Annotated in this window: 20 protein-coding genes and 1 pseudogene; 6 read left to right on the top strand and 15 right to left on the bottom strand. The window is 69.8% G+C overall.

Annotation, left to right across the window (positions count from 1 at the left end; all coding sequences use genetic code 11):
* Positions 1-73 precede the first annotated feature (73 nt).
* A complete protein-coding gene (locus tag OG390_RS45205; protein ID WP_406176168.1) occupies positions 74-784 on the top strand; it encodes a type 1 glutamine amidotransferase in 711 nt (236 codons plus the stop codon).
* A 138-nt stretch (positions 785-922) separates the two neighbouring features.
* Here the strand turns inward: OG390_RS45205 and OG390_RS45200 are convergent, their stop codons facing one another.
* The 8 genes from OG390_RS45200 to OG390_RS45165 all read right to left on the bottom strand — a co-directional run bounded on the left by OG390_RS45200 (position 923) and on the right by OG390_RS45165 (position 8,963).
* A complete protein-coding gene (locus OG390_RS45200) occupies positions 923-2,380 on the bottom strand; it encodes an APC family permease (protein WP_406176166.1) in 1,458 nt (485 codons plus the stop codon).
* A gap of 193 nt (positions 2,381-2,573) precedes the next feature.
* Positions 2,574-3,242, bottom strand: coding sequence for a TetR/AcrR family transcriptional regulator (locus OG390_RS45195; RefSeq protein ID WP_406176164.1), 669 nt, complete (start codon positions 3,240-3,242; stop codon positions 2,574-2,576).
* Positions 3,243-3,336: 94 nt separating this feature from the next.
* The gene (locus OG390_RS45190) at positions 3,337-4,182 is read right to left on the bottom strand and encodes a fumarylacetoacetate hydrolase family protein (RefSeq protein WP_406176163.1); all 846 of its coding nucleotides are present in this window, start codon (positions 4,180-4,182) and stop codon (positions 3,337-3,339) included.
* A gap of 30 nt (positions 4,183-4,212) precedes the next feature.
* The gene (locus OG390_RS45185) at positions 4,213-5,148 is read right to left on the bottom strand and encodes a 3,4-dihydroxyphenylacetate 2,3-dioxygenase (RefSeq protein ID WP_406176161.1); all 936 of its coding nucleotides are present in this window, start codon (positions 5,146-5,148) and stop codon (positions 4,213-4,215) included.
* Complete coding sequence (locus OG390_RS45180) at positions 5,141-6,610, bottom strand: aldehyde dehydrogenase (RefSeq protein WP_406176159.1); 1,470 nt, start codon at positions 6,608-6,610, stop codon at positions 5,141-5,143. The genes OG390_RS45185 and OG390_RS45180 overlap by 8 nt, the downstream gene beginning before the upstream one ends.
* Before the next feature lie 125 nt (positions 6,611-6,735).
* A complete protein-coding gene (locus OG390_RS45175) occupies positions 6,736-7,548 on the bottom strand; it encodes an acetoacetate decarboxylase family protein (protein ID WP_406176157.1) in 813 nt (270 codons plus the stop codon).
* 12 nt (positions 7,549-7,560) lie between these two features.
* Entirely contained in the window at positions 7,561-8,769 is a 1,209-nt protein-coding gene (locus OG390_RS45170) for an NAD(P)/FAD-dependent oxidoreductase (protein WP_406176155.1), read from the bottom strand.
* Positions 8,770-8,774: 5 nt separating this feature from the next.
* The gene (locus OG390_RS45165; protein ID WP_138044410.1) at positions 8,775-8,963 is read right to left on the bottom strand and encodes a ferredoxin; all 189 of its coding nucleotides are present in this window, start codon (positions 8,961-8,963) and stop codon (positions 8,775-8,777) included.
* A 358-nt stretch (positions 8,964-9,321) separates the two neighbouring features.
* Here OG390_RS45165 and OG390_RS45160 point away from each other — a divergent pair, with 358 nt between their 5' ends.
* Positions 9,322-10,677, top strand: a complete 1,356-nt coding sequence (locus tag OG390_RS45160) for a glutamine synthetase family protein (RefSeq protein WP_406176153.1) — start codon at positions 9,322-9,324, stop codon at positions 10,675-10,677.
* 20 nt (positions 10,678-10,697) lie between these two features.
* Positions 10,698-11,990: a cytochrome P450 gene (locus tag OG390_RS45155; protein WP_406176152.1), complete on the top strand. Its 1,293-nt coding sequence runs from the start codon at positions 10,698-10,700 to the stop codon at positions 11,988-11,990.
* A gap of 122 nt (positions 11,991-12,112) precedes the next feature.
* On the opposite strand, the gene OG390_RS45150 is transcribed toward OG390_RS45155, so the two are convergent.
* Positions 12,113-12,250, bottom strand: coding sequence for a hypothetical protein (locus tag OG390_RS45150; RefSeq protein WP_406176150.1), 138 nt, complete (start codon positions 12,248-12,250; stop codon positions 12,113-12,115).
* A gap of 99 nt (positions 12,251-12,349) precedes the next feature.
* Positions 12,350-13,807 carry an MFS transporter gene (locus OG390_RS45145; protein ID WP_406176148.1) on the bottom strand — a complete coding sequence of 486 codons (1,458 nt, stop codon included), beginning with the start codon at positions 13,805-13,807 and terminating at the stop codon, positions 12,350-12,352.
* Between the two features lie 135 nt (positions 13,808-13,942).
* On the opposite strand from OG390_RS45145, the gene OG390_RS45140 reads away from it, so the two are divergent.
* A complete protein-coding gene (locus OG390_RS45140; protein WP_406176146.1) occupies positions 13,943-14,845 on the top strand; it encodes a LysR family transcriptional regulator in 903 nt (300 codons plus the stop codon).
* 225 nt (positions 14,846-15,070) lie between these two features.
* Here OG390_RS45140 and OG390_RS45135 read toward each other — a convergent pair whose 3' ends face one another.
* The 5 genes and pseudogenes from OG390_RS45135 to OG390_RS45115 all read right to left on the bottom strand — a co-directional run bounded on the left by OG390_RS45135 (position 15,071) and on the right by OG390_RS45115 (position 19,831).
* Positions 15,071-16,885 (bottom strand): ABC transporter ATP-binding protein, encoded by a 1,815-nt coding sequence (locus OG390_RS45135; RefSeq protein WP_406176144.1) that lies wholly within the window; start codon positions 16,883-16,885, stop codon positions 15,071-15,073.
* Positions 16,886-17,182: 297 nt separating this feature from the next.
* Positions 17,183-17,848: pseudogene (locus OG390_RS45130) on the bottom strand (RNA-guided endonuclease InsQ/TnpB family protein); the annotation flags it as partial.
* Positions 17,826-18,035, bottom strand: coding sequence for a hypothetical protein (locus tag OG390_RS45125; RefSeq protein ID WP_406176142.1), 210 nt, complete (start codon positions 18,033-18,035; stop codon positions 17,826-17,828). The gene OG390_RS45125 and the pseudogene OG390_RS45130, both read right to left, overlap by 23 nt.
* A gap of 433 nt (positions 18,036-18,468) precedes the next feature.
* Entirely contained in the window at positions 18,469-19,296 is an 828-nt protein-coding gene (locus OG390_RS45120; RefSeq protein ID WP_406176140.1) for an enoyl-CoA hydratase-related protein, read from the bottom strand.
* 40 nt (positions 19,297-19,336) lie between these two features.
* Positions 19,337-19,831 carry a PaaI family thioesterase gene (locus OG390_RS45115; protein ID WP_406176138.1) on the bottom strand — a complete coding sequence of 165 codons (495 nt, stop codon included), beginning with the start codon at positions 19,829-19,831 and terminating at the stop codon, positions 19,337-19,339.
* A gap of 98 nt (positions 19,832-19,929) precedes the next feature.
* On the opposite strand from OG390_RS45115, the gene OG390_RS45110 reads away from it, so the two are divergent.
* The gene (locus OG390_RS45110) at positions 19,930-20,397 is read left to right on the top strand and encodes a winged helix-turn-helix transcriptional regulator (RefSeq protein WP_406176137.1); all 468 of its coding nucleotides are present in this window, start codon (positions 19,930-19,932) and stop codon (positions 20,395-20,397) included.
* Positions 20,398-20,810: 413 nt separating this feature from the next.
* Positions 20,811-21,167, top strand: a complete 357-nt coding sequence (locus OG390_RS45105; RefSeq protein ID WP_406176135.1) for a hypothetical protein — start codon at positions 20,811-20,813, stop codon at positions 21,165-21,167.
* Positions 21,168-21,202 lie beyond the last annotated feature (35 nt).

Here is a 21,202-nt window from a genome sequence, read left to right as displayed (position 1 = left end):
TCCGCGGGCCTTCACAAGGGCCCCGGCCGACACGTGGCATGGCCGACGCAGCGGAAGGAAGGGAGCGCCCGTCGTGCGAGCACTCATCGTCCGGCACGAGCACGTCACGGAGCCGGGGCTGGTGGGAGCCCGGCTCACCGAGCGTGGATACGACCTCACCACGGTCACGGTCGTGCCCGAGCGTCATCACCACGCGCCGGACGTGGCGTTCGACTTCCCCGACCCCGCCGACTGGGACCTGATCGTGTCGCTCGGCGCGCCCTGGTCCGTGTACGACGAGTCGGTCATCGGGAGCTGGATCGGCGACGAGCTCACGCTGCTGCGCAAGGCGCACGACCTCGGTGTCCCCGTGCTGGGTGTCTGCTTCGGCGCCCAGGCCCTGGCCACCGCCCTCGGCGGATCGGTGGAGCCGTCCGCGCGCCCCGAGATCGGCTGGACGGACATCGAGACCGACATACCCACGGTGGTGTCGCCGGGGCCGTGGTTCCAGTGGCACTACGACCGGTGCGTCCTGCCGCCCGGCGCGGTGGAGTTGGCCCGCAATGCCGTGGGCCCGCAGGCCTTTCGAGCGGGGCGCAGTCTCGGTGTGCAGTTCCACCCGGAGATCACCACGGCGATGGTGCGCGGCTGGCTCGACCTCGGCGGTGCGGAGCAGTGCGTGCGGCACGGCGTGGACCCTGACGAGCTGTGCGCGCGAAGCCGTGCCATGGAGCCTGCGGCGCGGGTCTACGCGGGTCGCCTGGTCGACGGGTTCCTCGACCTGGTGGCGCACACGAGCAGCTGACCCGCTGCCGCCAGGCGGCCGCGACGGCGCCGGACAGGACCGGTGCGGCCACCTCGTCGGCGAGCTCGAACCGGCCCGGCGGTCGGCATCGCGACCTCGGGCGGCCCGGCAGGAGCCGGGCCGCCCGTGTGGTGCGCGTCAGCCCCTGGCTGCCGCCCTGCCACGGGTCAGCCGGGCCGCGACCACACCCAGGACAAGGACCGCAGGGACGGTGAGTTCGAGCCAGAGGGCAGTGGTCGGATCGCCGCCGATGAGCGTGGTGAAGTTCTCGATGATCAGCCAGATCGCGCCGACGATGCCGAGCGCACCCAGGACCGGCGCGATCAGCGTGTTCCAGGGTCGCGTGTCCTGGCGCCCCCGGCGGAAGAAGACGATCACCGAGACCGAGGTCAGGAAGTACAGCAGCATGCAGCCCAGCACCGCCACCCCGCTGAACCAGGAGAAGAGGGTCAGCACCGGGTCCTTGTCCAGCAGCGCGAACGGCATGACCAGCACCAGGGCGATCGCGGTCTGCACACCACCGGCCACCCAGGGCGAGTGACGCCGGTTGATCGCGGTCAGCCGGTGCGGCAGCAGACCGTCGCGACCGAGCGAGAACAGATAGCGGTTGGCGGAGTTGTGGAAGGCGAGGATACCGGCGAAGAGCGAGGTCGCCAGCAGGAACGGCAGCACGTCACCCACCCAGGCGCCGAACTGTGCGGTGATCGGCGCGAAGACGAACGTCGTCGAGTCACCGCTCGCCAGGGCCTTCCCGGCGGCCTCGGGAGCCTTAGACGCGCCGTAGGCGGAGACCAGCATCCAGGAGGTGAAGGCGAAGAAGCCGGTGATGACGGCGACCGACAGATAGGTGGCCCGAGGAACGGTCCTGCGCGGCTCGCGGGCCTCCTCGCCGTAGATGGCGGTGGCCTCGAAGCCGAACATCGACGCCACGGCGAACATCAGCGCGACGCCCGGAGCGCCCTGGAACGCGGCCTTGGGCGAGAAGCTGTCCGTGAAACCGAGCCCCTCCGGTCCGCCGCCCTTGAAGAGGGTCACGAGCGCGAAGACGAACAGGATGCTGAACTCCGCCAGCACGAAGACGGCCAGGATCTTGGCACCCATCTCGATGCCCGCGGCACCGAGTACCTGGACCACGACCATGGTGCCCAGCACCCAGACCCACCACGGGACAGTGACGCCCGCGTAGTGCTCGACCAGGCCGCTCACGGTGGCGCCGTACAGCCCGTACATGGCGGCCTGCACGGCGCAGTAGGCGAAGAGCGCGACACCGGCGCTGCCGGACCCGGTCGGGCGGCCGAGCCCCTTGCCGATGTACGTGTAGAAGGCGCCGGCGTCCACCACATGGCGGCCCATCGCCACGAAACCGACGGAGAACAGCAGGATGACGACACCGGCCACGGCGTACGCGGCGGGCGCGCCCGTGCCGTTGCCCAGGGCGACGGCGATGGGCACGGCTCCGGCGATACCGGTGAGCGGTGCCTGGGCGGAGAGGACGAAGAAGAGGATGCCCAGGACGCCGAGGGAGTTGGGCTTGAGCTTGCCTGCGGTGGGCGCGTCCTGTGCGGCCGCTGTTCTGACGACCGTCTGACTGTCCACTCGGATCACCTGCCATGAGAGGGGGACGTTTTCGTTTCAGGCCAAACGAGTTGCCTCATGGTGGGCTGAAACTATCCGTTTGACAAGAGGTGACGCGGGGGAATCCCCTCACGCCTGGAGCCCTTACTCGTACGGAATCAAACGAGGCCCTGGACGCGACGGCCCAGGGGCTCGAAAGGCGCAGGTCAGCGCTTCAGTCGCGAGGATCCGTGACCACGTGTGCGCCGTCGCCGGCTCCGGTATCCGCGTCACCTGCGCCGTCGCCGTTCGCGTGGAGGAGTCGCAGCAAGGTGCGCAGCTCCTCCAGAGCGGCGTCGGTGACCTCGGGCTCGCCGAACACAAGCTGGTGCAGGACGAGACCATCCAGAGCGGCGAAGACCAGCCGGGTCAGGGAACCGCTCGCGCCACCGGGGATCATGCGCGACAGTTCGCGCTCGGTGGCGTCGAAGTACTCGTCGTAGAGCACACGGATCTGCGGCAGCAGCTCGGGGCGCCGACGCGACTCGAGCAGCAACTCGTACTGGAACGCCTGGGTGTCCGGGTCCGACGTGACCATCTCGGACAGGCCGACCGAGAAGTCCGCGACCTTGCCCGTCCCCGTCTCGAGCGCGCTCCTGTTCAGACTGTCGCGCACGGAGTGGGCGAGCGCCTCCTCGATCAGCGCGTCACGCGAGCCGAAGTGGTGGACGACCAGACCGTGGGTGGCCCCTGCCTCTTCCGCGACCGCCCGGTAGGTGAGCTTGCGCAGACCGCCTCGGGCCACGACCCGTACGGCCGCGTTGAGGAGCGCCTCCCGGCCCTGCCCGTAGTTCATCCGCTTGCGCGGCCTGCGGGCTTCAGGGGTCTCGGCGGATTCGGTCATGGTGGCGACCCTACCCGCCGGGCCCCGCACGGCAGCAGCGCGCCGGCGACCACCCGTCGAGCCCGGCACGGTGCCGTTTCCGGGCTGAGCCATGTCAGCGCCTGGGCGGCCTGATGCCGCGGAACTCCCAGTCGCCGCCGAGCGCGGTGGACAGGACTTCCTCCGACTCCGTGGGCTGGGCTCCGACATCGCTACGGATCGAGGTCGGGCCGGTGACGATGTGGTTGGTGAGCCTGCCCAGGCCCTCGACCTCGACCTCGACGATGTCGCCGGGCTGTACGGGACGGGAGTTGGCCGGCGTGCCGGACAACAGGACGTCACCCGGGTAGAGGGTGATGGTGCGGGCTATGTCGGCGACGAGATAGTGCATGTCCCACTCCATCTCGTCGGTCGAACCGTCCTGCACCACCTCCCCGTTGACGTACGTCTTCAGGTACTTGCCGTGGAAGTCCCAGTCGGTGACCAGGCCCGGGCCCAGCGGGCAGAGGGTGTCGGAGCCCTTGACGCGGAGCATCGAACCGGCGTCGGTGTCACGGAAGTCGTGCAGGCCGTAGTCGTTGGCGACGGTGTATCCGGCGATGTACTCCCCCGCCTCGCCGGGCGAGATGTTGCGCGCGGTCTTCCCGATGACGATCGCGACCTCGCCCTCGTAGTTGAGCCACTTGCACCCCTCGGGGCGGACGACGGCCCCCTGGTGGGAGTTGAGGGCCGAGGTCGGCTTGTGGAAGTAGGTCGGGGTCGCGGTCAGCTCGATCTGGAACTCGTCCACCCGGCTGCGGTGGTTGAGGTGGACCGCGACCACCTTCGAGGGCACGACCGGCGGCAGATGCCGGGCGTCCTCGATCTTGACGCGACGGCCGTCTCCGGCGACGAGTTCGTCTTGGTCGCGGAGGACCTGGACGGCGGCGCCGTCGAGGAGGATGCGGCGGTACTCAGGCATGGGCGGGCCTTTCTGGAAGCTTTCCGGGCACTAGGAGCGGCTGTGCGGTGTACGCGGGGCGGTGGGCGTGGGCACTCCCGTGCCGGTCCAGCCCTCGGCGGGGCGGTCGAACCACAGGTGGACCTGGCCGGTGCCGATGGAGTTCTCGTACGCGCCGTACTGCCGGGCGGGTGCCGTGCAGTTCTGCTCGCCGAGTGCGCCCGCCATCATCAGGTAGTGGAAGAAGCGGGCCTCGGGCTTGTACTTCCAGAAGTCCGGCATGGTCCCCAGGACCTTGGCGTGGCGGCCCTCCTTGAACCAGGCGATGCGCTCGTGGTCGGCCTCACGGGCCTGGGCGGTGAAGATGTGGCGGGGGTCGCTGGACTCGTGGTCACGCAGTTCCCGCAGCGGCCAGAAGGTGTGCGAGAGGGCGCCGGAGGCGATGAGGAGGACCCGGCGGCCGGGGGTGGCGGCGATACCGTCGGCGAGGGCACGGCCCAGGCGCAGATGGTCCTCCATGTCACCGGTCTGACAGACGCCGATCGTCACCCACCGTTTGTCGGGCAGCCCCTCCCCCAGGAACTTCCACAGGTTGATCGTGGCGTAGTAGATCGGCAGGTAGTCGTCCTCGATCGCGGTGATCCAGGTGCCCTGCTTGTCGGCGAACGAGGCGATGTTGTGGGCGAGTTCGGGGTCGCCCGGGAAGTCGTACGGCATCCGGCACATGCCGCGCGGCAGTTCCTCGGAGGTGAAGAGCCCGGCCCGGCGCTGCTGGGCGGTGACGACGAACTCGACCGTGGTGGCCCAGTGCGAGTCCAGGACGACGACGGTGTCGTAGTCGTCGCGCTCGAAGACCTCCTCGCGGAGCTGCCGGAGGCCGGTGACGAGGGTGATTTCCCTGCCCTCGTTCAGCTCCAGCCGTTCGGCTTCCGGCAGGACGATGGTGGGGACGTGCGCGAGCAGCCCGGCCCCGGCGATCTCACCCATGGTTCTTCCATCCGTTCGGGGCGGTGACGGTGTTCTTCAGGTCGCAGTAGAAGTCGAAGCTCCAGGTCCCGCCCTCGCGGCCGACGCCGGAGTGCCGGGAGCCGCCGAAGGGCGCCTGAAGGTCGCGTACGAAGAAGCAGTTGACCCAGACCGTGCCGGCGACGAGTTGGGCCGTGACGCGCTCGGCGCGCTCGTGGTCGCCGGTCGCCAGGGTGGCCGCGAGACCGAAGCGGGTGTCGTTGGCGAGACGGACGGCTTCCTCCTCAGTGGCGAAGGTCTGGAGGGTGAGGACCGGGCCGAAGACCTCCTCCTGCACGATCTCCGAGTCCTGGGCCACATCGGTCAGCAGGGTCGGCCGGTAGAACAGGCCGCCGAGCCCGGCGTCGGGGGTGCCGCCGATCACGGCCCGGGCCCCCTGCCCGATCGCCCGCCGCACGAAGCCGTCGATCTTCTCCAGCTGGCGGGGGTGGATGTTGGGTCCGAGGTCGGTGGCCTCGTCGCGCGGATCACCCTGCTTCAGGCGCGAGGCCTTCTCGACGAAGCGGCGGGTGAACTCGTCCGCGATCGACTCCTCGACGAGGATCCGGGTCGCCGCGAGGCACACCTGGCCGGCATTGTCGTACTGCTCCACCGCGAGGTCGACCGCGAGGTCCAGGTCGGCGTCGGAGAAGACCAACAGCGGTGACTTGCCGCCGAGTTCGAGGCTGAGCGGGGTGAGCTGGGCCGCCGCCGACTCGGCGATGCGCTTGGCGGTGGGAACCGACCCGGTGAAGCTGATGCGGCGGACGTCCGAGTGCGAGGTGAGGGCGTCCCCGATCTCGGTGCCGAGGCCCTGGACGACGTTGAGGACGCCGGCCGGCAGCCCGGCCTCGGCGGCGATGTCGGCCAGCAGGGACGCGGTCAGCGGGGACCACTCGGCGGGCTTGAGGACGACCGTGTTGCCGGCGGCCAGCGCGGGGGCGACCTTCCACGTCGCCAGCATCAGCGGCGCGTTCCACGGCGTGATCAGCACGGACGGGCCCGCCGGGTCCCAGCTCACGTGGTTGGTGTGGCCGCGCGTCTGGAAGTCCTCGTGGTCCAGCGTCAGCAGCCAGTCGGCGAAGAACCGGAAGTTGTGCGCCACGCGCGGCATCACGCCACGGCGGTGCGAGCGCAGGAGCGCGCCGTTGTCGTGGGTCTCGACGATCGCGAGCTCTTCGATCCGCTTCTCCACGCCATCGGCGATGGCGTGCAGGATACGGGCGCGTTCGGCGCGCGAGGTGGCCGCCCACGTGGGGAACGCGGCCTTGGCGGCGCTCACGGCGGCCTCGGCCTCCGCGGGGCCGCCCCGGGCGATCTCACCGAGGGTGCTGCCGTCGATGGGTGAGGTGTCGGTGAACGTCTCGGCAGAGGCGACACGTTCACCGCCGATGAAGTGCCGGGTGTCGACGGCGACCCCGGCGACGGCGATGTGGTCAGTCATGTGGAGGGCTCCCTATGGACGAGGGTGAGGAGGAGCGCCCCGGCAGGGGCGCGGGGCTGTGACGCCATGCGGCTTCGCCGCGTGGGCGCGACCGGCCACAAACGGCCCGCACGAGCCCACCGGCCTTACCGGGCGGAGGCTTCCGACGTACCGGACTCCAGCAGCCGCCCGCCGTCCCAGACCACCCCGACCTGGCGGTAGTACGCGGCGATCGGCTCCCGGATCTCCAGCCGGGCCAGCTCCTCCGTCGGCGCCTCGAACAGCTCCAGTTCCGCGTCACCGACCCACGGCTGCCCGGCCTCGAAGGACGCGGCCCCGGTCTCGATCAGCTCGTCCAGCGCCAGCCCCTTGCCGTTCTCGATGGAGGGCAGCCAGCGGTGATGCGCCATGGGGTGTCCGTTGACGAACCCATTGGTCTCCGAGGGCTCCCGCAGCGTGACCACGGCCTGGGCCAGGCGACGGTCGGCGGCGGCCAGCGTGGCACCGAACCGCGCACCCGCCTCGATCCGCGGAGCGGGCCCGTACGGGTGCGGACGCGTCTGGTGGATGGACCCGAGCTTCTTCGGGTAGCCCTGGTGCAGCCCGCGGGCGATGGCGAAGTCCTTGTCCACCCAGATGTAGACGCACCGCGAGTACGTCCGCCCCTTGTACGAGCAGCGGACGACGGCGAAGGCCTCCTTGTACTGGGAGAGCACCGGGTCCAGCAGTTCCTCCTCGCCGGCGGAGCAGGACTGCCAGTCGGCCCAGACCAGCGCGACCGCGCCCGGGTCCTCGTCCGCCAACTCCAGCGGCTCGGGGAGCAGTTCACGTACCCGGGCCGGATCGGTGCGGTACTCGACGGTGAGCAGGTCACCGGAGTACTTCCAGGGCGGTGCGGGAATCAGCGACGACGAGCCGGTCGCCGTCTTGGGGTGGAGGTATCCACGGACGCTGGCCATGACGTTGGTTCCTTACGCGGTGAGGGCGGGTTGCTTGAGCAGCTGGGCGCGGTAGCGGGCGGCGCCGGTGGCGGCCGCGTGACCGCCGAGGGCGACGACGCCGACGAGTCGGCCACCGGCGTGGTAGCCGACGAGGACGTCGCCGTCCGGGTCGCCGTCCAGGACCCGTACGTCGTCCCTGCCGAGCACCGGCGCGCCGAACGACTGCAGCCGAAACTCGTGCTGGTCGCTCCAGAAGGTGGGCAGCGGTGCGAACGGGGCGAGGCCCGCCTCCGCGCCGACGAGATGCGCGACGAGGCTCTTGGCCGCGTGCTTGGCGCTGTCGGTGGGAATGGACCAGTGCTCGACACGTCGGGGTACGCCGTCGTAGCGGGCGTTGGGGAAGCGGGCGACATCGCCGACCGCGACGACGTACGGCAGTCCGCCGACCCGGAGCCGGTCATCGGTGAGGACGCCGTCGGTGAGGTCGAGGCCGTTGCCGTCCAGCCACTCGGTGTTGGCGACCGAGCCGACGGACTCGACGACCACGTCGGCCGGAAGAACCGTTCCGTCGCTCAGGACGACGCCCGTGACGCGGTCCTCACCCTCGAATCCGGCCACGCCCGTGCCGAGCGCGAACCGCACCCCTCGCTCCTCGTGACGCCGGAGCAGCGCGCGGCCCACCAGCTCGCCGAGCGGCCCCACCATGGGCAGCGGCAGCGGATCGACGACGGTCACCTCGCTGACGCCGAGGCCGACGGCGGTGGCGGCCACCTCGCAGCCGATGAACCCGGCGCCGACCACCACGACCCTGGCGCCGGGCCGGGTCAGCTCCTCGCGCAGCCCCTGGGCGTCGGCGAGGGTGCGCACGGTGTGCCGCCCGGCGAGCGGTCCCTCGCAGCGCAGCCGCCGGGGCCGCATACCGGTGGCCACGACCAGGCCCTCGAACGCGAGCTCCTCGCCGCTGTCGAGCACGACGACACGGTCGGCCAGCCGGGCGGAGGTGACCGAGGCACCGAGCCGCCACTCCACATCGGCGGCGCTCGCCTTCGGAGTGAAGGCCAGGGACTCGAACGGCGCCTTGCCCGCCAGTACCTCCTTCGACAGCGGAGGCCGGTTGTACGGCATGTGGGGCTCGTCCCCGATGACGGTGATCGCCCCCGTCCAGTGCGCCGCGCGCAGCTGCTCGGCGGCGCGCAGGCCCCCCATGGAGGCGCCCGCGACGACGATGCGGCGTGTCATGGCCTTCAGGCCTCGATCCGGATGGCCTGGAGCGGACAGACGTCCGCGGCCTCCTCGACCTCGTCGCGCAGCGCGTCGTCGGGGTCGGATACGTAGGCCAGTCGCCCGTTGTCGTCCAGCTGGAAGACGTCGGGGGCCGCGAAGACGCACTGTCCGTGGTCCTGGCACTTGTTCATGTCGACGACGACCTTCATGGCCGGTCCTCCTGGATGTGAGGGGCGTCGGAGCGCGAAGTGGTGGAAGAAGGGGCCCGACCTGCGAACACTGCGGTCCTGCGGCCGGGCCCCGGCCAAAGGGGTCGGTGGAACCGAACTGGTCGGTGGAACCGAACTCCCTAACTCGTTTGGCTTCAAACAACATAGGGACCCGGGGGGCCCTGGTCAATAGCTATCCGGATGGATAAATTTTTGAGAGCAAACCCTTGCGGGAGGGTGGTCCCGCTTCTTACCGTTTGACTTCAAACGAGTGATCGCGGTCCTGCTCTCCCAGCCGCACGGCACCCCGGCCGCCGTCTTCACTCCGCCACCTTCACGTCCGCCCGAGGAGACATCGGTGAGCGCTCAAGACACCCCTCAACTCCGCCAGCACCTGGAACGGCTCGCCGCCGAGGGCATCGATGTGGTCCGCGTGACCTATCCCGACCTCATCGGTACCGACCGCGCCCGGGACGTCCTGCTCGACCATCTGCCGGCGGTCTGCGAGCACGGTCTCGCCTTCTGCCGCGCCGCCTACCACACCAGCCCGCAGGGTGACGTCGTCCCGGTCGAGGGCGGCCTGGACGCGGGCCTGCCCGACATCTGCGTACGCCCCGACCTCGACACCCTGGTCACGCTCCCCTGGGAGCCGGGCGTCGCGACCTGCCTGGGCGACGTCACGGATCCGGCGACCGGCTCCCCCGCCCCGGAATCGCCCCGCGACCTGCTCCGCACCGTGCTCGCCCGATGCGACGAGCACGGCCTGCGCCCGGTGGTCGGACCCGAGCTGGAGTACTTCCTCTGTACGGCCGACCCCGAGGCGCCGAGCGGCTGGCGCCGCTACACGGAGGCGGCCGGCGTCGTCTACACCGCGGGCCTGCGCGCGGACCCGGACAACCACCTGCTGCGCACCCTGCGTCAGCTGCGCGACCTGGGCATCGGCGTCTCCAGCGGCAATCACGAGTTCGACGGCGCGCAGTTCGAGATCAACCTCACCCACTCCGCTGCCATGGACGCCGCCGACCGTGCGTTCCGCTTCAAGGCCGCCGTCAAGGAGCTGGCCCGGGCCGAGGGCAAGCTCGCCACCTTCATGGCCAAGCCCTTCAACGACGCGGGCGGCTCCGGCTTCCACCTCCATCTGTCCTGCCAGGACAAGGAGGGCCGCAACGCCTTCGACGATCCCTCGGCGCCGTACGGCCTCTCCGGCACCGGGCGCCACGCCGTCGCGGGTGTCCTCGCCCATGCGCCCGCCCTCGCCGCGCTGCTCAACCCGACCGTGAACTCGTACAAGCGCTTCGGGCCCGACACCCTCGCGCCCTGGCTCATCGACTGGGGTCTCGACAACCGCAGCGCCATGGTCCGCATCCCGCCCGAGCGCGGCTCCGGTGCCCGCTTCGAGCTGCGCCTCGGGGACGCCAGTGCCAACCCCTATCTGGTGATCGCCGGCACGGTCGCCGCCGCGCTCCTCGGTGTCCTGGCCAAGGAGGAACCCCCTGCCCCACTGGAGGGCTACGGCTACGACACGGCCAAGGCCGCCCTGCTGCCCACGACTCTGCCCGCCGCGCTCGACGCGCTGGAGGCGGATACGGCGCTCGCCGACATCCTCGGCAAGGACTTCACCGCTTCGTTCCTCGCCTACAAGCGGAACGAGGTCGAACGCTTCCAACGGCACGTCACCGACTGGGAGTTCACCGAGTACGCCTACCACCTGTGACGTCTAGGAGACAGCACATCATGACCACCCGCCTCCCCGCCGTGACCGAAGCCGCGAACGAACCCCTCCCCCTGGAGGACGTCGACCTCGCCGACCTCGACAACTACACCGACGGGGTCACCCCCTGGCGGATGTTCCACACCCTGCGCCACGAGGACCCGGTGCACTGGCAGCCGGAAGAGGCCCCCAACTCCGGCTTCTGGGCGGTGACCCGGCACGCGGACATCGCCCGCGTCGACCGCGACGCCGCGACCTTCACCTCCACCAAGTTCGTCAACCTCGAAGAGCTCGACGACGACCAGATCAAGAAGCGCGCCTCGATCCTGGAGCTGGACGGCGTCCGTCACCGCGCGATGCGCAGTCTGCTCCAGCGCCAGTTCGGCCAGGGCGTCATCAACGAGTACACCGACTTCCTGCGCGGCCTGACCGCCAGGACACTCGACGCCGCCCTCGCCAAGGACACCTTCGACTTCGTCGCCGACGTCTCCGCCGACTTCCCCATCAACGTGCTGGCCCGCCTCCTCGACGTACCGCCGGAGGACAACCAGCAGCTCATCGACTGGGGCAACCGCATCATCGGCAACACCGACCCGGACTACGCCGACGTCCTGCTGCACAGCGCGGAGAGCGAGCAGTACCGCGATCTGCCCTTCCGCTCCCCCGCCTCGCTCGAAGTCTTCGAGTACGGACGGGAGTTGGCCCGGCAGCGGCGCGGCGGCACCGGCACCGACCTGGTCTCCAAGCTCGTCAACGAGACCCCGCGCGACGGAGTCCCGCTCTCGGCCCAGGACTTCGACAACTACTTCCTGCTGCTGGTGGTGGCGGGCAACGAAACCACCCGCCACACCATCTCGCACTCCATGCTCGCCCTCATCCAGCACCCCGAGCAGCTCGCCAGGCTCCAGGAGGACCCCTCCCTCATCCCGACCGCCGTCGAGGAGTTCCTGCGCTGGGCCTCCCCCGTCTACCACTTCCGCCGCACCGCGACGCGTGACGTCGAACTCGGCGGCAAGCAGGTGAAGGAGGGCGACAAGGTCGTCATGTGGTACGCCTCCGGCAACCGTGACGAGAACGTCTTCGGCAATCCGTACGACTTCGACGTCACCCGGCAGAACAACGACCACGTCACCTTCGGCAAGGGCAGCCCCCACCTGTGCCTGGGCAACCTGCTGGCCCGCACCGAGATCCGGATCATGTTCGAGGAGCTCATCCCGCGCCTCGCCTCCGTCCGCCTCGCCGGCGACGTACCGCGGGTCCGCTCCAACTTCGTCAACGGCATCAAGAAGCTGCCGGTCGAGGTCACCCTCGCCTGACGGCCCCACGTCGCCCGACAGCACCACCGAGCACGTACAGCGTGGCCGGGCCGACGCCTTCGCCGGCCCGGCCACGGTGCGTATGTCTCGCCTCCGCCCGCCGCCCCCGGCCGGCGCGGTCGTCAGGCTTCCAGTCGACCGAGCTCGGCAAGCGTAAGGAGCTCGCCGCCGATGCCCCAGCCGCCGTCGACGACCTCCTCCACCACCAGCGCGCTCGCCTCGTACAAGAACACCGACCCCGACACGTTCGTGAAGTTCATGTCGAACCGGCGCGCCGTCGAACGCTTCCGCTCCCTCTGGACGGCGAGGTGCCGGGCGACGCGGGGGCGTGCAACTTCCCCGAGGCCGCTCAGGCGAGCTTAGGCGCCGACGGGGTCTCCGGGCGAGAGCCGGGAGCGGAGCCGAAGTCCCAGGACCACGGCCAGTCCGAAGGCCACGAGGAGGGCGGCGACGGCGAACGTCCAGTGCGTACCGCGAACTATCGCCGCGGACGCGGCTGTGGTCACCTCGCTCGTGCCGGCGGCGAAGGCGAAGACCGTTCCCATGACCGATGCGCCGGTCATGAGTCCCAGGTTCCGGGCGAGGTTCAGCATGCCCGACACCAGGCCACGCCGACTCGGGGAGACATCCTTCATGACCGCGGTGTTGTTGGCCGCCTGAAACAGCGCGTAGCTCGCCGTGACGGCGACCAGGGGCAGGACGTATCCGATGACACCGGCCGCCGGGGGCATCAGGGAGAGCGTCACGGCGCCGCCGAAGATGCCGCTGAGCCCGACGACCACCATGGTCTCGGCTCCGAAGCGATCGGTGGCGCGGCCGGCCGGGACGCCGGTGAGGGCGGACACGGCGGGGCCTGCCGACATCACCAGACCGACGAGCGCCGGGTCGAGGTCGAGTGCCCGGGCCAGGTGGAAGGGTCCCACGACGAGGGTGGTCATCATGACGGTCGAGACCAGGGCGCTCGTCGTCAGACCGGCGGCGAGGACGGGATCGCGGAGCATCGAGAGGGTGAGCAGCGGGGACGAGACCCGGCTCTCGGTGAAGACGAACAGGGCGAGGCCCACCCCCGAGGCGATGAGCAGTCCGATGGCGAGCGGGCCGAACGAGTTCCCTTCGATCGTCATCGCCAGCGCATAGGCGCCGAGAGTGATCGCCAGCAGTGCCGCTCCCACGGTGTCGAACCGACGGCGCGGAGAGCTCGTTGCCGGTACGGCATCGGGCAGCACCCGAAAGGTGAGCGCGAGCGCGGCGAGGCCGAGCGGCACGCCGGCGAGGAAGATCGCACGCCAGCCGAAGAGCGTGATCAGGGCTCCGCCGAGGGTGGGTCCCAGCGCCGTACCGACTGCCGACATCGTGCCGAGCAGTCCCATGGCGCTGCCGGTGCGGTCCTTGGGCACCGTCTCACCGACAAAAGCCATGGTCAGCGCCATCATGCATGCGGCGCCGGCCCCTTGGAGTGCCCGGGCGGCGACCAGGAGGGGAAGGTTCGGGGCGAGACCGCACAGCAGCGTCGCGAGGGTGAACACGGCGATGCCGCTCAGCAGGAGGCGACGTCGGCCGGCGAGGTCGCCGAGACGGCCGGCTCCGACGATCAGTGTCGTGATGGCCAAGAGATAGGCGATGACGACCCACTGGACCTCGTTGAAGCCCGCGCCGAAGGCAACGGCCATGTTCGGCAGGCCGACGTTGGCGATGCTGATGCTCAGTGAGGGCAGCAGCATGGACAGCGACAGTGCGCTGAGCGTCCAGGCCAGAGGGGGACGGCGCCCGGGCGGCGTCTGCTCGGCCTCGGTACGTGGAGGGGTTGCTGGTTTCACGACGGTGGCCTCTTTCTGGAGTCGAGGGATCGCAATGAACGTAGGTCTCGGTTCGACCTGGCGGAAGGCGCAAAGATGGAAAGCCATGTGTGCACGCAACGCCATACCCCGATCGATCCGTGAGATCGTGTGCGCATGTCCAGACCCGATTTGAATTTGCTGGTCACGCTGGACGTCCTGCTCGAGGAGGGCAGCGTCACGCGGGCGGGAGAGCGGCTTGCCCTCAGCCCCTCCGCGATGAGTCGCGCGCTCGCGCGACTTCGGCGGGCCACGGGTGATCCGCTCCTGGTGCGGGCCGGCCGAGGGCTGGTGCCCACGCCGCGCGCCTTGGAGCTGCGCGACCGTGTGCGGGGCTTGGTCCGGGAGGCCGAAGAGGTATTGCGGCCGGCCGAGAAGCTGGACCTGGCGACGCTGGAGAGGACGTTCGCGCTGCGCAGCAGTGATGGGTTCGTGGAGAAATTCGGACCCGCGTTGGTCGCCAAGGTAGGCAGCGAGGCACCCGGCGTGCGTCTGCGGTTCCTGCAGAAGACCAAGAAGGACATCGGTCCCTTGCGCGACGGCATGGTCGACCTGGAGACGGGAGTCGTCGAACACCCGCTGCCTCCCGACGTGTTGAGCAAGCCCCTGTTCACCGACCGGTTCGTCGGGGTGGTGCGCAGCGAGCATCCGCTGAGTACCGGGAACGTGACGACGGCCCGGTATGCCTCCTCGCGACACGTGCACGTCTCGCGGCGCGGTCTGGCGGAGGGGCTGGTGGACGAGGCCCTTGCCCCTACGGGCCGCCGGCGGAGTGTCGTGACGGTCGTCGACGGCTTCAGTGCCGCCTTGGCCCTGGCCAAGGCGTCGGACCTCGTTGCCACAGTTCCGGAGCGGCACACCGCGGACCTGCGGGTGGGGATGCGCTCCTTCGAACTGCCCTTCCGCGCTCCCGAGGTGACGGTGTCGCTGCTGTGGCACGTCCGACTCGACGCGGACCCGGCTCACCGGTGGCTGCGCGACTGCGTACGCGGCGTGTGTCACTTCGACGGACAGGACTGACGGCTCGGCGAGGCCACCTCTGCGAGCGACGCTGGAGGCGTCCGGTGGCGTCCAAGTCGTACGCGATGACGCCGGCGAGCGGCTCCACCGGCAGCGGCCCGACGACAGGCACCGCCATTACCTGATCTTCATGGGCGACGGGATCGATCGACGGACCCTTGACGCATGGACGGGTGGGGTCCGGAACCCCGGACGACGACCGTCCGGGGCGCCGGACCGCGGTGTTCAGTGCAGGTCGGCCCTCGCGGGGCTGTCGTCGAGGAAGCCGCCCGACTGGTGCTGCCACAGCTTCGCGTAGGCGCCCTCCGAGGCAAGCAGCTCCTGGTGCGTGCCCTGCTCGACGATCCGTCCGTGGTCGAGGACGACGAGCTGGTCCATGGTGGCGACCGTGCTCAGCCGGTGCGCCACCACGAGCGCCGTCCGGCCCTCCATGAGCCGCCACAGCGCCTCCTGGACGAGGATCTCGCTCTCCGAGTCCAGGGCACTGGTCGCCTCGTCGAGCAGCAGGATCGGCGCGTCACGCAGGATCGCCCTGGCAAGGGCGACCCGCTGGCGCTGTCCGCCGGACAGCTTGATGCCGCGCTCGCCCACCATGGTGTCGAAGCCGTCCGGCAGTGCGTCGGCGAACTCCGTGACGTGCGCCGCCTCGGCCGCGCGGCGGATCTCGGCGTCGGTGGCGTCCGGCCGGGCGAAGGCGATGTTGTCCCGCAGCGTGCGGTGGAACATCGCCGGGTCCTGCGGTACGTAGGCGATCAGACTGCGCAGGTCGGCCTGGCGCAGCCTGCTGATGTCCTGACCTCCGATCAGGATCCGGCCGGCGTCGATGTCGGTCAGCCGCAGCAGCAGCCGGGTGAGCGTGGTCTTGCCCCCGCCGGACCGGCCGACGAGACCGATCCTCGTACCGCTGGGCACCGCCAGGTCGAGGCCCTCGAAGAGTGGCTCCGCCCCCGCGTGGGCGAAGGTCACCCGCTCGAAGCGGACGTCGGCGGCCCGGGACAGCAGCGGCTCCGGCGACGCCGGGTCGAGCACGGTCGGCGGCTTCAGCAGGAGTTCGGTGAACTGCGCCGCCTCCGTCATGGAGCTCTCCAAGCGGCGATAGATCTGGTTGAACTCGAACATGATCCGCGTCGCATTGCTGTAGTACGTGAAGGCGACCACGACCGCCTCCACGCCGTGTGTGCCCCCGCCGAGCGCGACCGCGAGCAGCAGGCCCAGCGCGTTGGTCAGCACGGACATCGGTGCGACCAGCGTGTCGATGCGCAGGTTGCCGTAGTCCCACGACCTCAGCGAGAGCCGCCGCGACTCGGCGACGCGGGAGCGGTGCTCGGCGGCCTCGCGTTCCTCGGCGGCGAACGCCCGGACCGTGTCCATGTTCATCAGGCTGTCGGCGACATGGCCGGACACCCGGGCGATCGCCTCCTCGCGCCGGTCGACGAGCGCCTGGCGGCGACGGATGAGGGGCACCACACACAGGGCCGTCAGGGCGATCATCGCCAAGAGTCCGACGACGAGCAGCGGTTCGTAGCGCCAGAGCACCACCGACCCGAACACCAGCGGCACGAGGCTGCCCACGACCTGGAACGTCAGCGTATCGACGCACTCCTCGAAACGGGAGGCGAAGCTCAGGACCCGCTTGGTCAGCGACCCGGCGAAGTTGTCGTGGAAGAACGCGGCGTCCTTGGCGAACAGCTCGTCCATGCCGATCACGTACAGGTGCTCGATGCCGAGGGCGTCCAGGCGGTTCATGCAGTGCAGGCCGAGACGCCACAGCGTCTCCGCGAGCAGCAGGACGCCTGCGAAGCCGAGCACGTAGGGCAGCGTCGAGCCCAGAGCGATGTCCGCGTCGCCGGCGATGCGGCCGATGAGCTTCGCGACGACCAGCGGCGCGATGTAGTTGATGCAGATGTTGCCCAGCGCGGGCAGCAGCATCCCGGGCACCGTCAGCCGCCGGAGGCGGGCCAACTCCCGTCCGTAGTAACGAAGCGCGAGGAGCACCGAGCCCTTGCCCGGCCGGGCCTCGCGCGATTCAGGCGATTCCATCCCAACCCCGTGTTGTCGTGCGGCTGCCCACCACGTGCCGCTGTGGGGAGACGCCGTTGCCTCAATGTCCGTACGGAGCTTCGGTTCGAGTGAGCGCCCTTGCTCGGGTCGTCCTCCGACAGGCGGGGTACGACGACGGAGCCGCCGCGGGCCTCACGGCGACGCCACCGTGCGCGTACGGGCAGGTCAGGAGAGGCAGTTTCCCGCTCCAGCGGCCGCGGAGTCCACGCGTTTTTCTCAGCCAACGGCGTGCCGTACAGGTGTGCGCCCCCGGCCGCGAAATTCGCCTGCGGCCCGTCAACACCACTTGGCCGGACACTCCTTGGCCCCGCCCGTCACGTCTACGGCAGCGACGGTACGTACGCCGCAACCTGGGACGGCGAACACGAGGACGAAGCTGTGGCGGAAACCGCCCGCACACCCTGTTCCGGGCGGGACGCGGGGAGCGTGTCGGGGCCGGCCGCGCCCCGTGCGAACAGCGTGCCGACCATCCGCGTATCGGCGGATGTTGCGGGAGCCGTTCCGGTCTGCGTGATCAACGAATCCGCACGACCGGCACGCGAACCAGGCCTGGGAGACCGGGTTCGCCTTGTCGATGTGGCCGCATTCGGCGCAGGTGCGGGAGGTGTACGCCGGATCGAGGCGCACCACCGGCACCCCCGCGATGCGGGCCTTGTATCCGATGAACTGCCCGAGCTGGGCGAAACTCCAGCTGGAATGGGTGACCCGTTGGGGCTTTTTGAGCCGCACCCGCTCGCGGACGCCCGTCAAATCCTCCAGGGCGATCCCGCGACCGGTGCGTTCTGCCTCGGCCGCCACATGTTTCGCGATCTTGTGGTTGATGTCCTTCGCCCGCCGGGCCTCCTTACGCCTGCGCGTCTTCAACCGGCGCTGGGCCGACGGGGTGTTCTCCTTCTGCAGCTTGCGGCGCAGGCCGCGTTCACGCACGCGCCCCCGGTTGAGCCGCGCGCAGGGCGAAGTTCCGCTTCACGTCCTTGTCGAACGCCACCGACGACCCCCAGGAAGCTGCTTCGTTGCAGGCGCGCAGTGTTGCCTCAAGTGCCGCCGCCTGCACGGGCATCGGCAGCAGCTTCACCCGCACCACCCGCTTCACTCCTGCGACGCTACCCGCCATCCGGATCACCGGCATGCGAACACCGAGATCTCACCGGACCCTCCGGGCCGGTCTCTTGGCCCCGCTCCGCGCTGCACGGCACGGCGGCACTCCGCGGCGCCCACCTCAGGATGCGATTCCTCCCGAGCGTGAACGACTCCGTCGGCAAAAGGACAGGGCGGGCATCCCGGCTCGCACTCTGGCTGGGAGTGGATCACTTGACCTGCGGGTCCGTGAGCCAAAATGACCACCACGGTCGGCGGTTCGTCCCTTTCTCAACGGAGTCATGAACTTCCGGGGTTCCTCGCAGGATCACGATGAAGTGTCGGCAACGCAGGACGCGTCGACGGCGGCTGGACTCTCCAGAGTGTCAGCCGATGCCCAGGTCGCGCGCGGAGTTCGCCACGGTCACCACGCAGGACTGCCGCACCATCCGTTCGTCGAGCGTCGACGCTCGACCACCTGCGGCCTAGGACCCGCTGCCGTCGGGAGCGGACAACAGGCCGCCTGCGCGGGAGGCGATGCGCCCGGCCGTGTCCGCCGTGCCCAGCAGTCGGGCGGACGTCGCGGTTTCGGCCGACATGCGCAGCACCGGATCGGCCCCGGTGGGCCTCAGCAGTGCGTGCGTGGCCTTCAGCGCCGCCTCGGGCGCGGCCAGCAGGGCCGCCACCTGCTCGGCCACGCGGGTATCGAGGTGCTCCCGGCTCTCGAACACCTCGGTGACCAGGCCGAGTTGTGCGGCCTGCGCGGCGGAGAGGCGTTCGCCCAGCAGCAGAAGCTGGGCAGCACGCTGCGGTCCGAGACGCCGCGGGAGCAGAAGGCTGGCGGCGGCGTCGGGTACGACGCCCAGGTCGACGAACGCGTACTGCAGATGGCTGCGCCGGGTCGCGTAGACGAGGTCGAAGTGCAGCAGCGCGGTGGCGCCGCTTCCGACGGCGGCGCCGTCCACGGCCGCGACCAGGATGGTGTTGGTGCGCAGCACCGCCTTGTGGAACTCGAGGACAGGGGAGCTGAGGGCCAGGGCTGTTCCGGGGTGGGCCAGGAAGTCGTCGAGGTCGTTCCCGGAGCAGAAGTCCTGGCCGGCACCGGTGAGCACAATGACCCGTACGCCCGGGTCGGCATCCGCCGTCGCGACGGCGTCCGCCAGAGCCCGGTACATGGCCACGGTCAGGGCGTTGCCCCTCTCCGGCCTGTCGATGGTGAGGGTGACCAGCGCTCCCGCGTGGTCGACGCGGATCTCCCCGGCGGGGCCGGAGGCGGACGGCCCTACGAGCCGAACGGTGCTGTCGAGGGTCACGTCGCCTCCGTGTTCGGTCTGTGCGCCTGAAGAGTGGGGGTCAGGCGGTCGGCAGCGGGAACACCATGCACGTACTGGTGGCGTGCGCGAGAAGGCGTTCCGATCCGTCCAGCAACTGGGCCTCTGCGAGTGCGGTACGTCGGCCGCTGCTGAGGACGCTGCCGACGGCGCGGACCTTGCCCGTGTCGACCGTGATCGGGCGGAGGAACTTCACCGTGAGGTCGAGCGACGTGTAGGCCATGCCCTGCGGCAGGGTGGACTGGACCGCGCAGCCGGCCGCCGAGTCGAGCATCGTCGCGTAGATCCCGCCGTGCACGCTGCCAATGGGGTTGTAGTGCTCCTCGCCGGGCACCAAGGAGAACACCGCGTGTCCGTGGTCGACCTCTTCGAGGGCGAATCCCAGAGTCGCGCCGACCGGCGGCGAGGGCACACGTCCGGCGAGGATCTCCCGGAGGAACTCCAGCCCGGAGCCCTGCCCGACGGTGGCCGCCGAGATCGTGGGGTCTTCCCAGTCGTATGTACGAGACCGTTCCATGCGGCTGCACTACCTCCCCTGACTATGTTCAGTGAAGCTAGCCCCGGACAACGCTGACTGTCAATGACAAAGCCAGGTGGCTTGCCTACGATGACGGCATGAAGTGGCTGGAGATCAGCACAGAGAACTGCACTGTCCAGCGCACCCTCGACCTGATCGGCGAGAAGTGGACGCTGCTGATCCTGCGTGACGCCTTCAACGGGGTCCGCCGCTTCGACGACTTCCGCCGCCACGTGGGGCTCTCGGAGGCGGTCCTCGCCGGGCGGCTCCGCAAGCTGGTCGAGGCCGGGATCCTGAGGACCGTCCCGTACCAGGAGCAGGGCAGCCGGACCCGGCACGAGTACCGCCTGACCCGCAAAGGCCGGGATCTGTGGCCCGTCCTCGTGGCGCTCCGGCAGTGGGGCGAGACATACGTCGGGGACCCCGAGGGCCCGATCCTGGACATCCAGCACAGCGACTGTGGCGCCCCGGTACGCGTCGTGGTCGAGTGCTCCGAAGAACAGGCCGCCCTCTCCCCCACCGAGGTCACGGTCCTGCCGGGGCCCGCGGCCCGACCCCGGACCTGATGCCGTCGAGGCGCCCGCGGGCGCCTCGACGCCTTGGAAGCAGGCGTCAGCCGTCGGATCCGCGACCTCGATGCCCAGGGAGTTGTGACACGGCCGTCCATGGAAGGTGAACGCGCCGTGATGTGTTCTCCTCGGGGCGCCATCAGGAAAACACGAAATACGCACACAGGCGGACGGTTATCCGTCGGCAAATGAAACCCCGCTCGCACATTTAGGCAAGTTGCCGAATACGTGCTCATATTTGGGATATCGCGATCGACGTGTAACGCGACGGCGGTTACGTGACGCAGACCTACACGGGCCCGCGTAACGACCTGCGTGCGTGACGCGGCAGGAGATTCTCCCGAGAGACAGCCCAGAGCGTGTTTTGTCTCTGCCTCGGCTCGCAAAGTGATGCGTCAGATTGGATTCCAGTGAGCAATACCGACCCGATGCCCGGATCCCCTGTCTACGACCAGCCCCCAGGGGGCCCACACCGCTACGAACGGAGCCGGTCCACCGCCCGGCGGACGGCCCTGGCTGTTCACACGATCGCTGACATCGCCGCCGTTTTCCTGGGGCTGCGGATCCTGCTCTACCTGCTCGGAGCCAACGAAGCCAATGTCTTTGTCGAGTTCGTGCACGGAACGGCCGACTGGCTGGCCTGGTGGTCACAGGACGTTTTCACCATGGACACCGAAAGCCTTCGTGTTCTCCTCAATTACGGTCTGCCGGCTCTGATTTATCTGCTGGTCGGTCACGGGATCGCTGCGCGGCTCAGTCGCGCATGACCGCCTTCGGATCTCAGTCCTGGACGATTGGGTGA

Source organism: Streptomyces sp. NBC_00996 (assembly GCF_045162675.1).
In the GTDB taxonomy this organism is placed as follows: domain Bacteria; phylum Actinomycetota; class Actinomycetes; order Streptomycetales; family Streptomycetaceae; genus Streptomyces.
Note: the sequence above shows the minus strand (reverse complement) of the source record. Positions and strands in the feature narration are given on the sequence as shown.

Coding starts and splice junctions, on each gene's coding strand:
- OG390_RS45175 (WP_406176157.1), bottom strand. CDS start 7,548: ATGGCCAGCGTCCGTGGATACCTCCACCCCAAGACGGCGACCGGCTCG.
- OG390_RS45150 (WP_406176150.1), bottom strand. CDS start 12,250: ATGAACTTCACGAACGTGTCGGGGTCGGTGTTCTTGTACGAGGCGAGC.
- OG390_RS45140 (WP_406176146.1), top strand. CDS start 13,943: ATGTCCAGACCCGATTTGAATTTGCTGGTCACGCTGGACGTCCTGCTC.
- OG390_RS45180 (WP_406176159.1), bottom strand. CDS start 6,610: ATGACTGACCACATCGCCGTCGCCGGGGTCGCCGTCGACACCCGGCAC.
- OG390_RS45125 (WP_406176142.1), bottom strand. CDS start 18,035: ATGCCGGTGATCCGGATGGCGGGTAGCGTCGCAGGAGTGAAGCGGGTG.
- OG390_RS45195 (WP_406176164.1), bottom strand. CDS start 3,242: ATGACCGAATCCGCCGAGACCCCTGAAGCCCGCAGGCCGCGCAAGCGG.
- OG390_RS45170 (WP_406176155.1), bottom strand. CDS start 8,769: ATGACACGCCGCATCGTCGTCGCGGGCGCCTCCATGGGGGGCCTGCGC.
- OG390_RS45110 (WP_406176137.1), top strand. CDS start 19,930: ATGAAGTGGCTGGAGATCAGCACAGAGAACTGCACTGTCCAGCGCACC.
- OG390_RS45165 (WP_138044410.1), bottom strand. CDS start 8,963: ATGAAGGTCGTCGTCGACATGAACAAGTGCCAGGACCACGGACAGTGC.
- OG390_RS45185 (WP_406176161.1), bottom strand. CDS start 5,148: ATGGGTGAGATCGCCGGGGCCGGGCTGCTCGCGCACGTCCCCACCATC.
- OG390_RS45115 (WP_406176138.1), bottom strand. CDS start 19,831: ATGGAACGGTCTCGTACATACGACTGGGAAGACCCCACGATCTCGGCG.
- OG390_RS45135 (WP_406176144.1), bottom strand. CDS start 16,885: ATGGAATCGCCTGAATCGCGCGAGGCCCGGCCGGGCAAGGGCTCGGTG.
- OG390_RS45155 (WP_406176152.1), top strand. CDS start 10,698: ATGACCACCCGCCTCCCCGCCGTGACCGAAGCCGCGAACGAACCCCTC.
- OG390_RS45190 (WP_406176163.1), bottom strand. CDS start 4,182: ATGCCTGAGTACCGCCGCATCCTCCTCGACGGCGCCGCCGTCCAGGTC.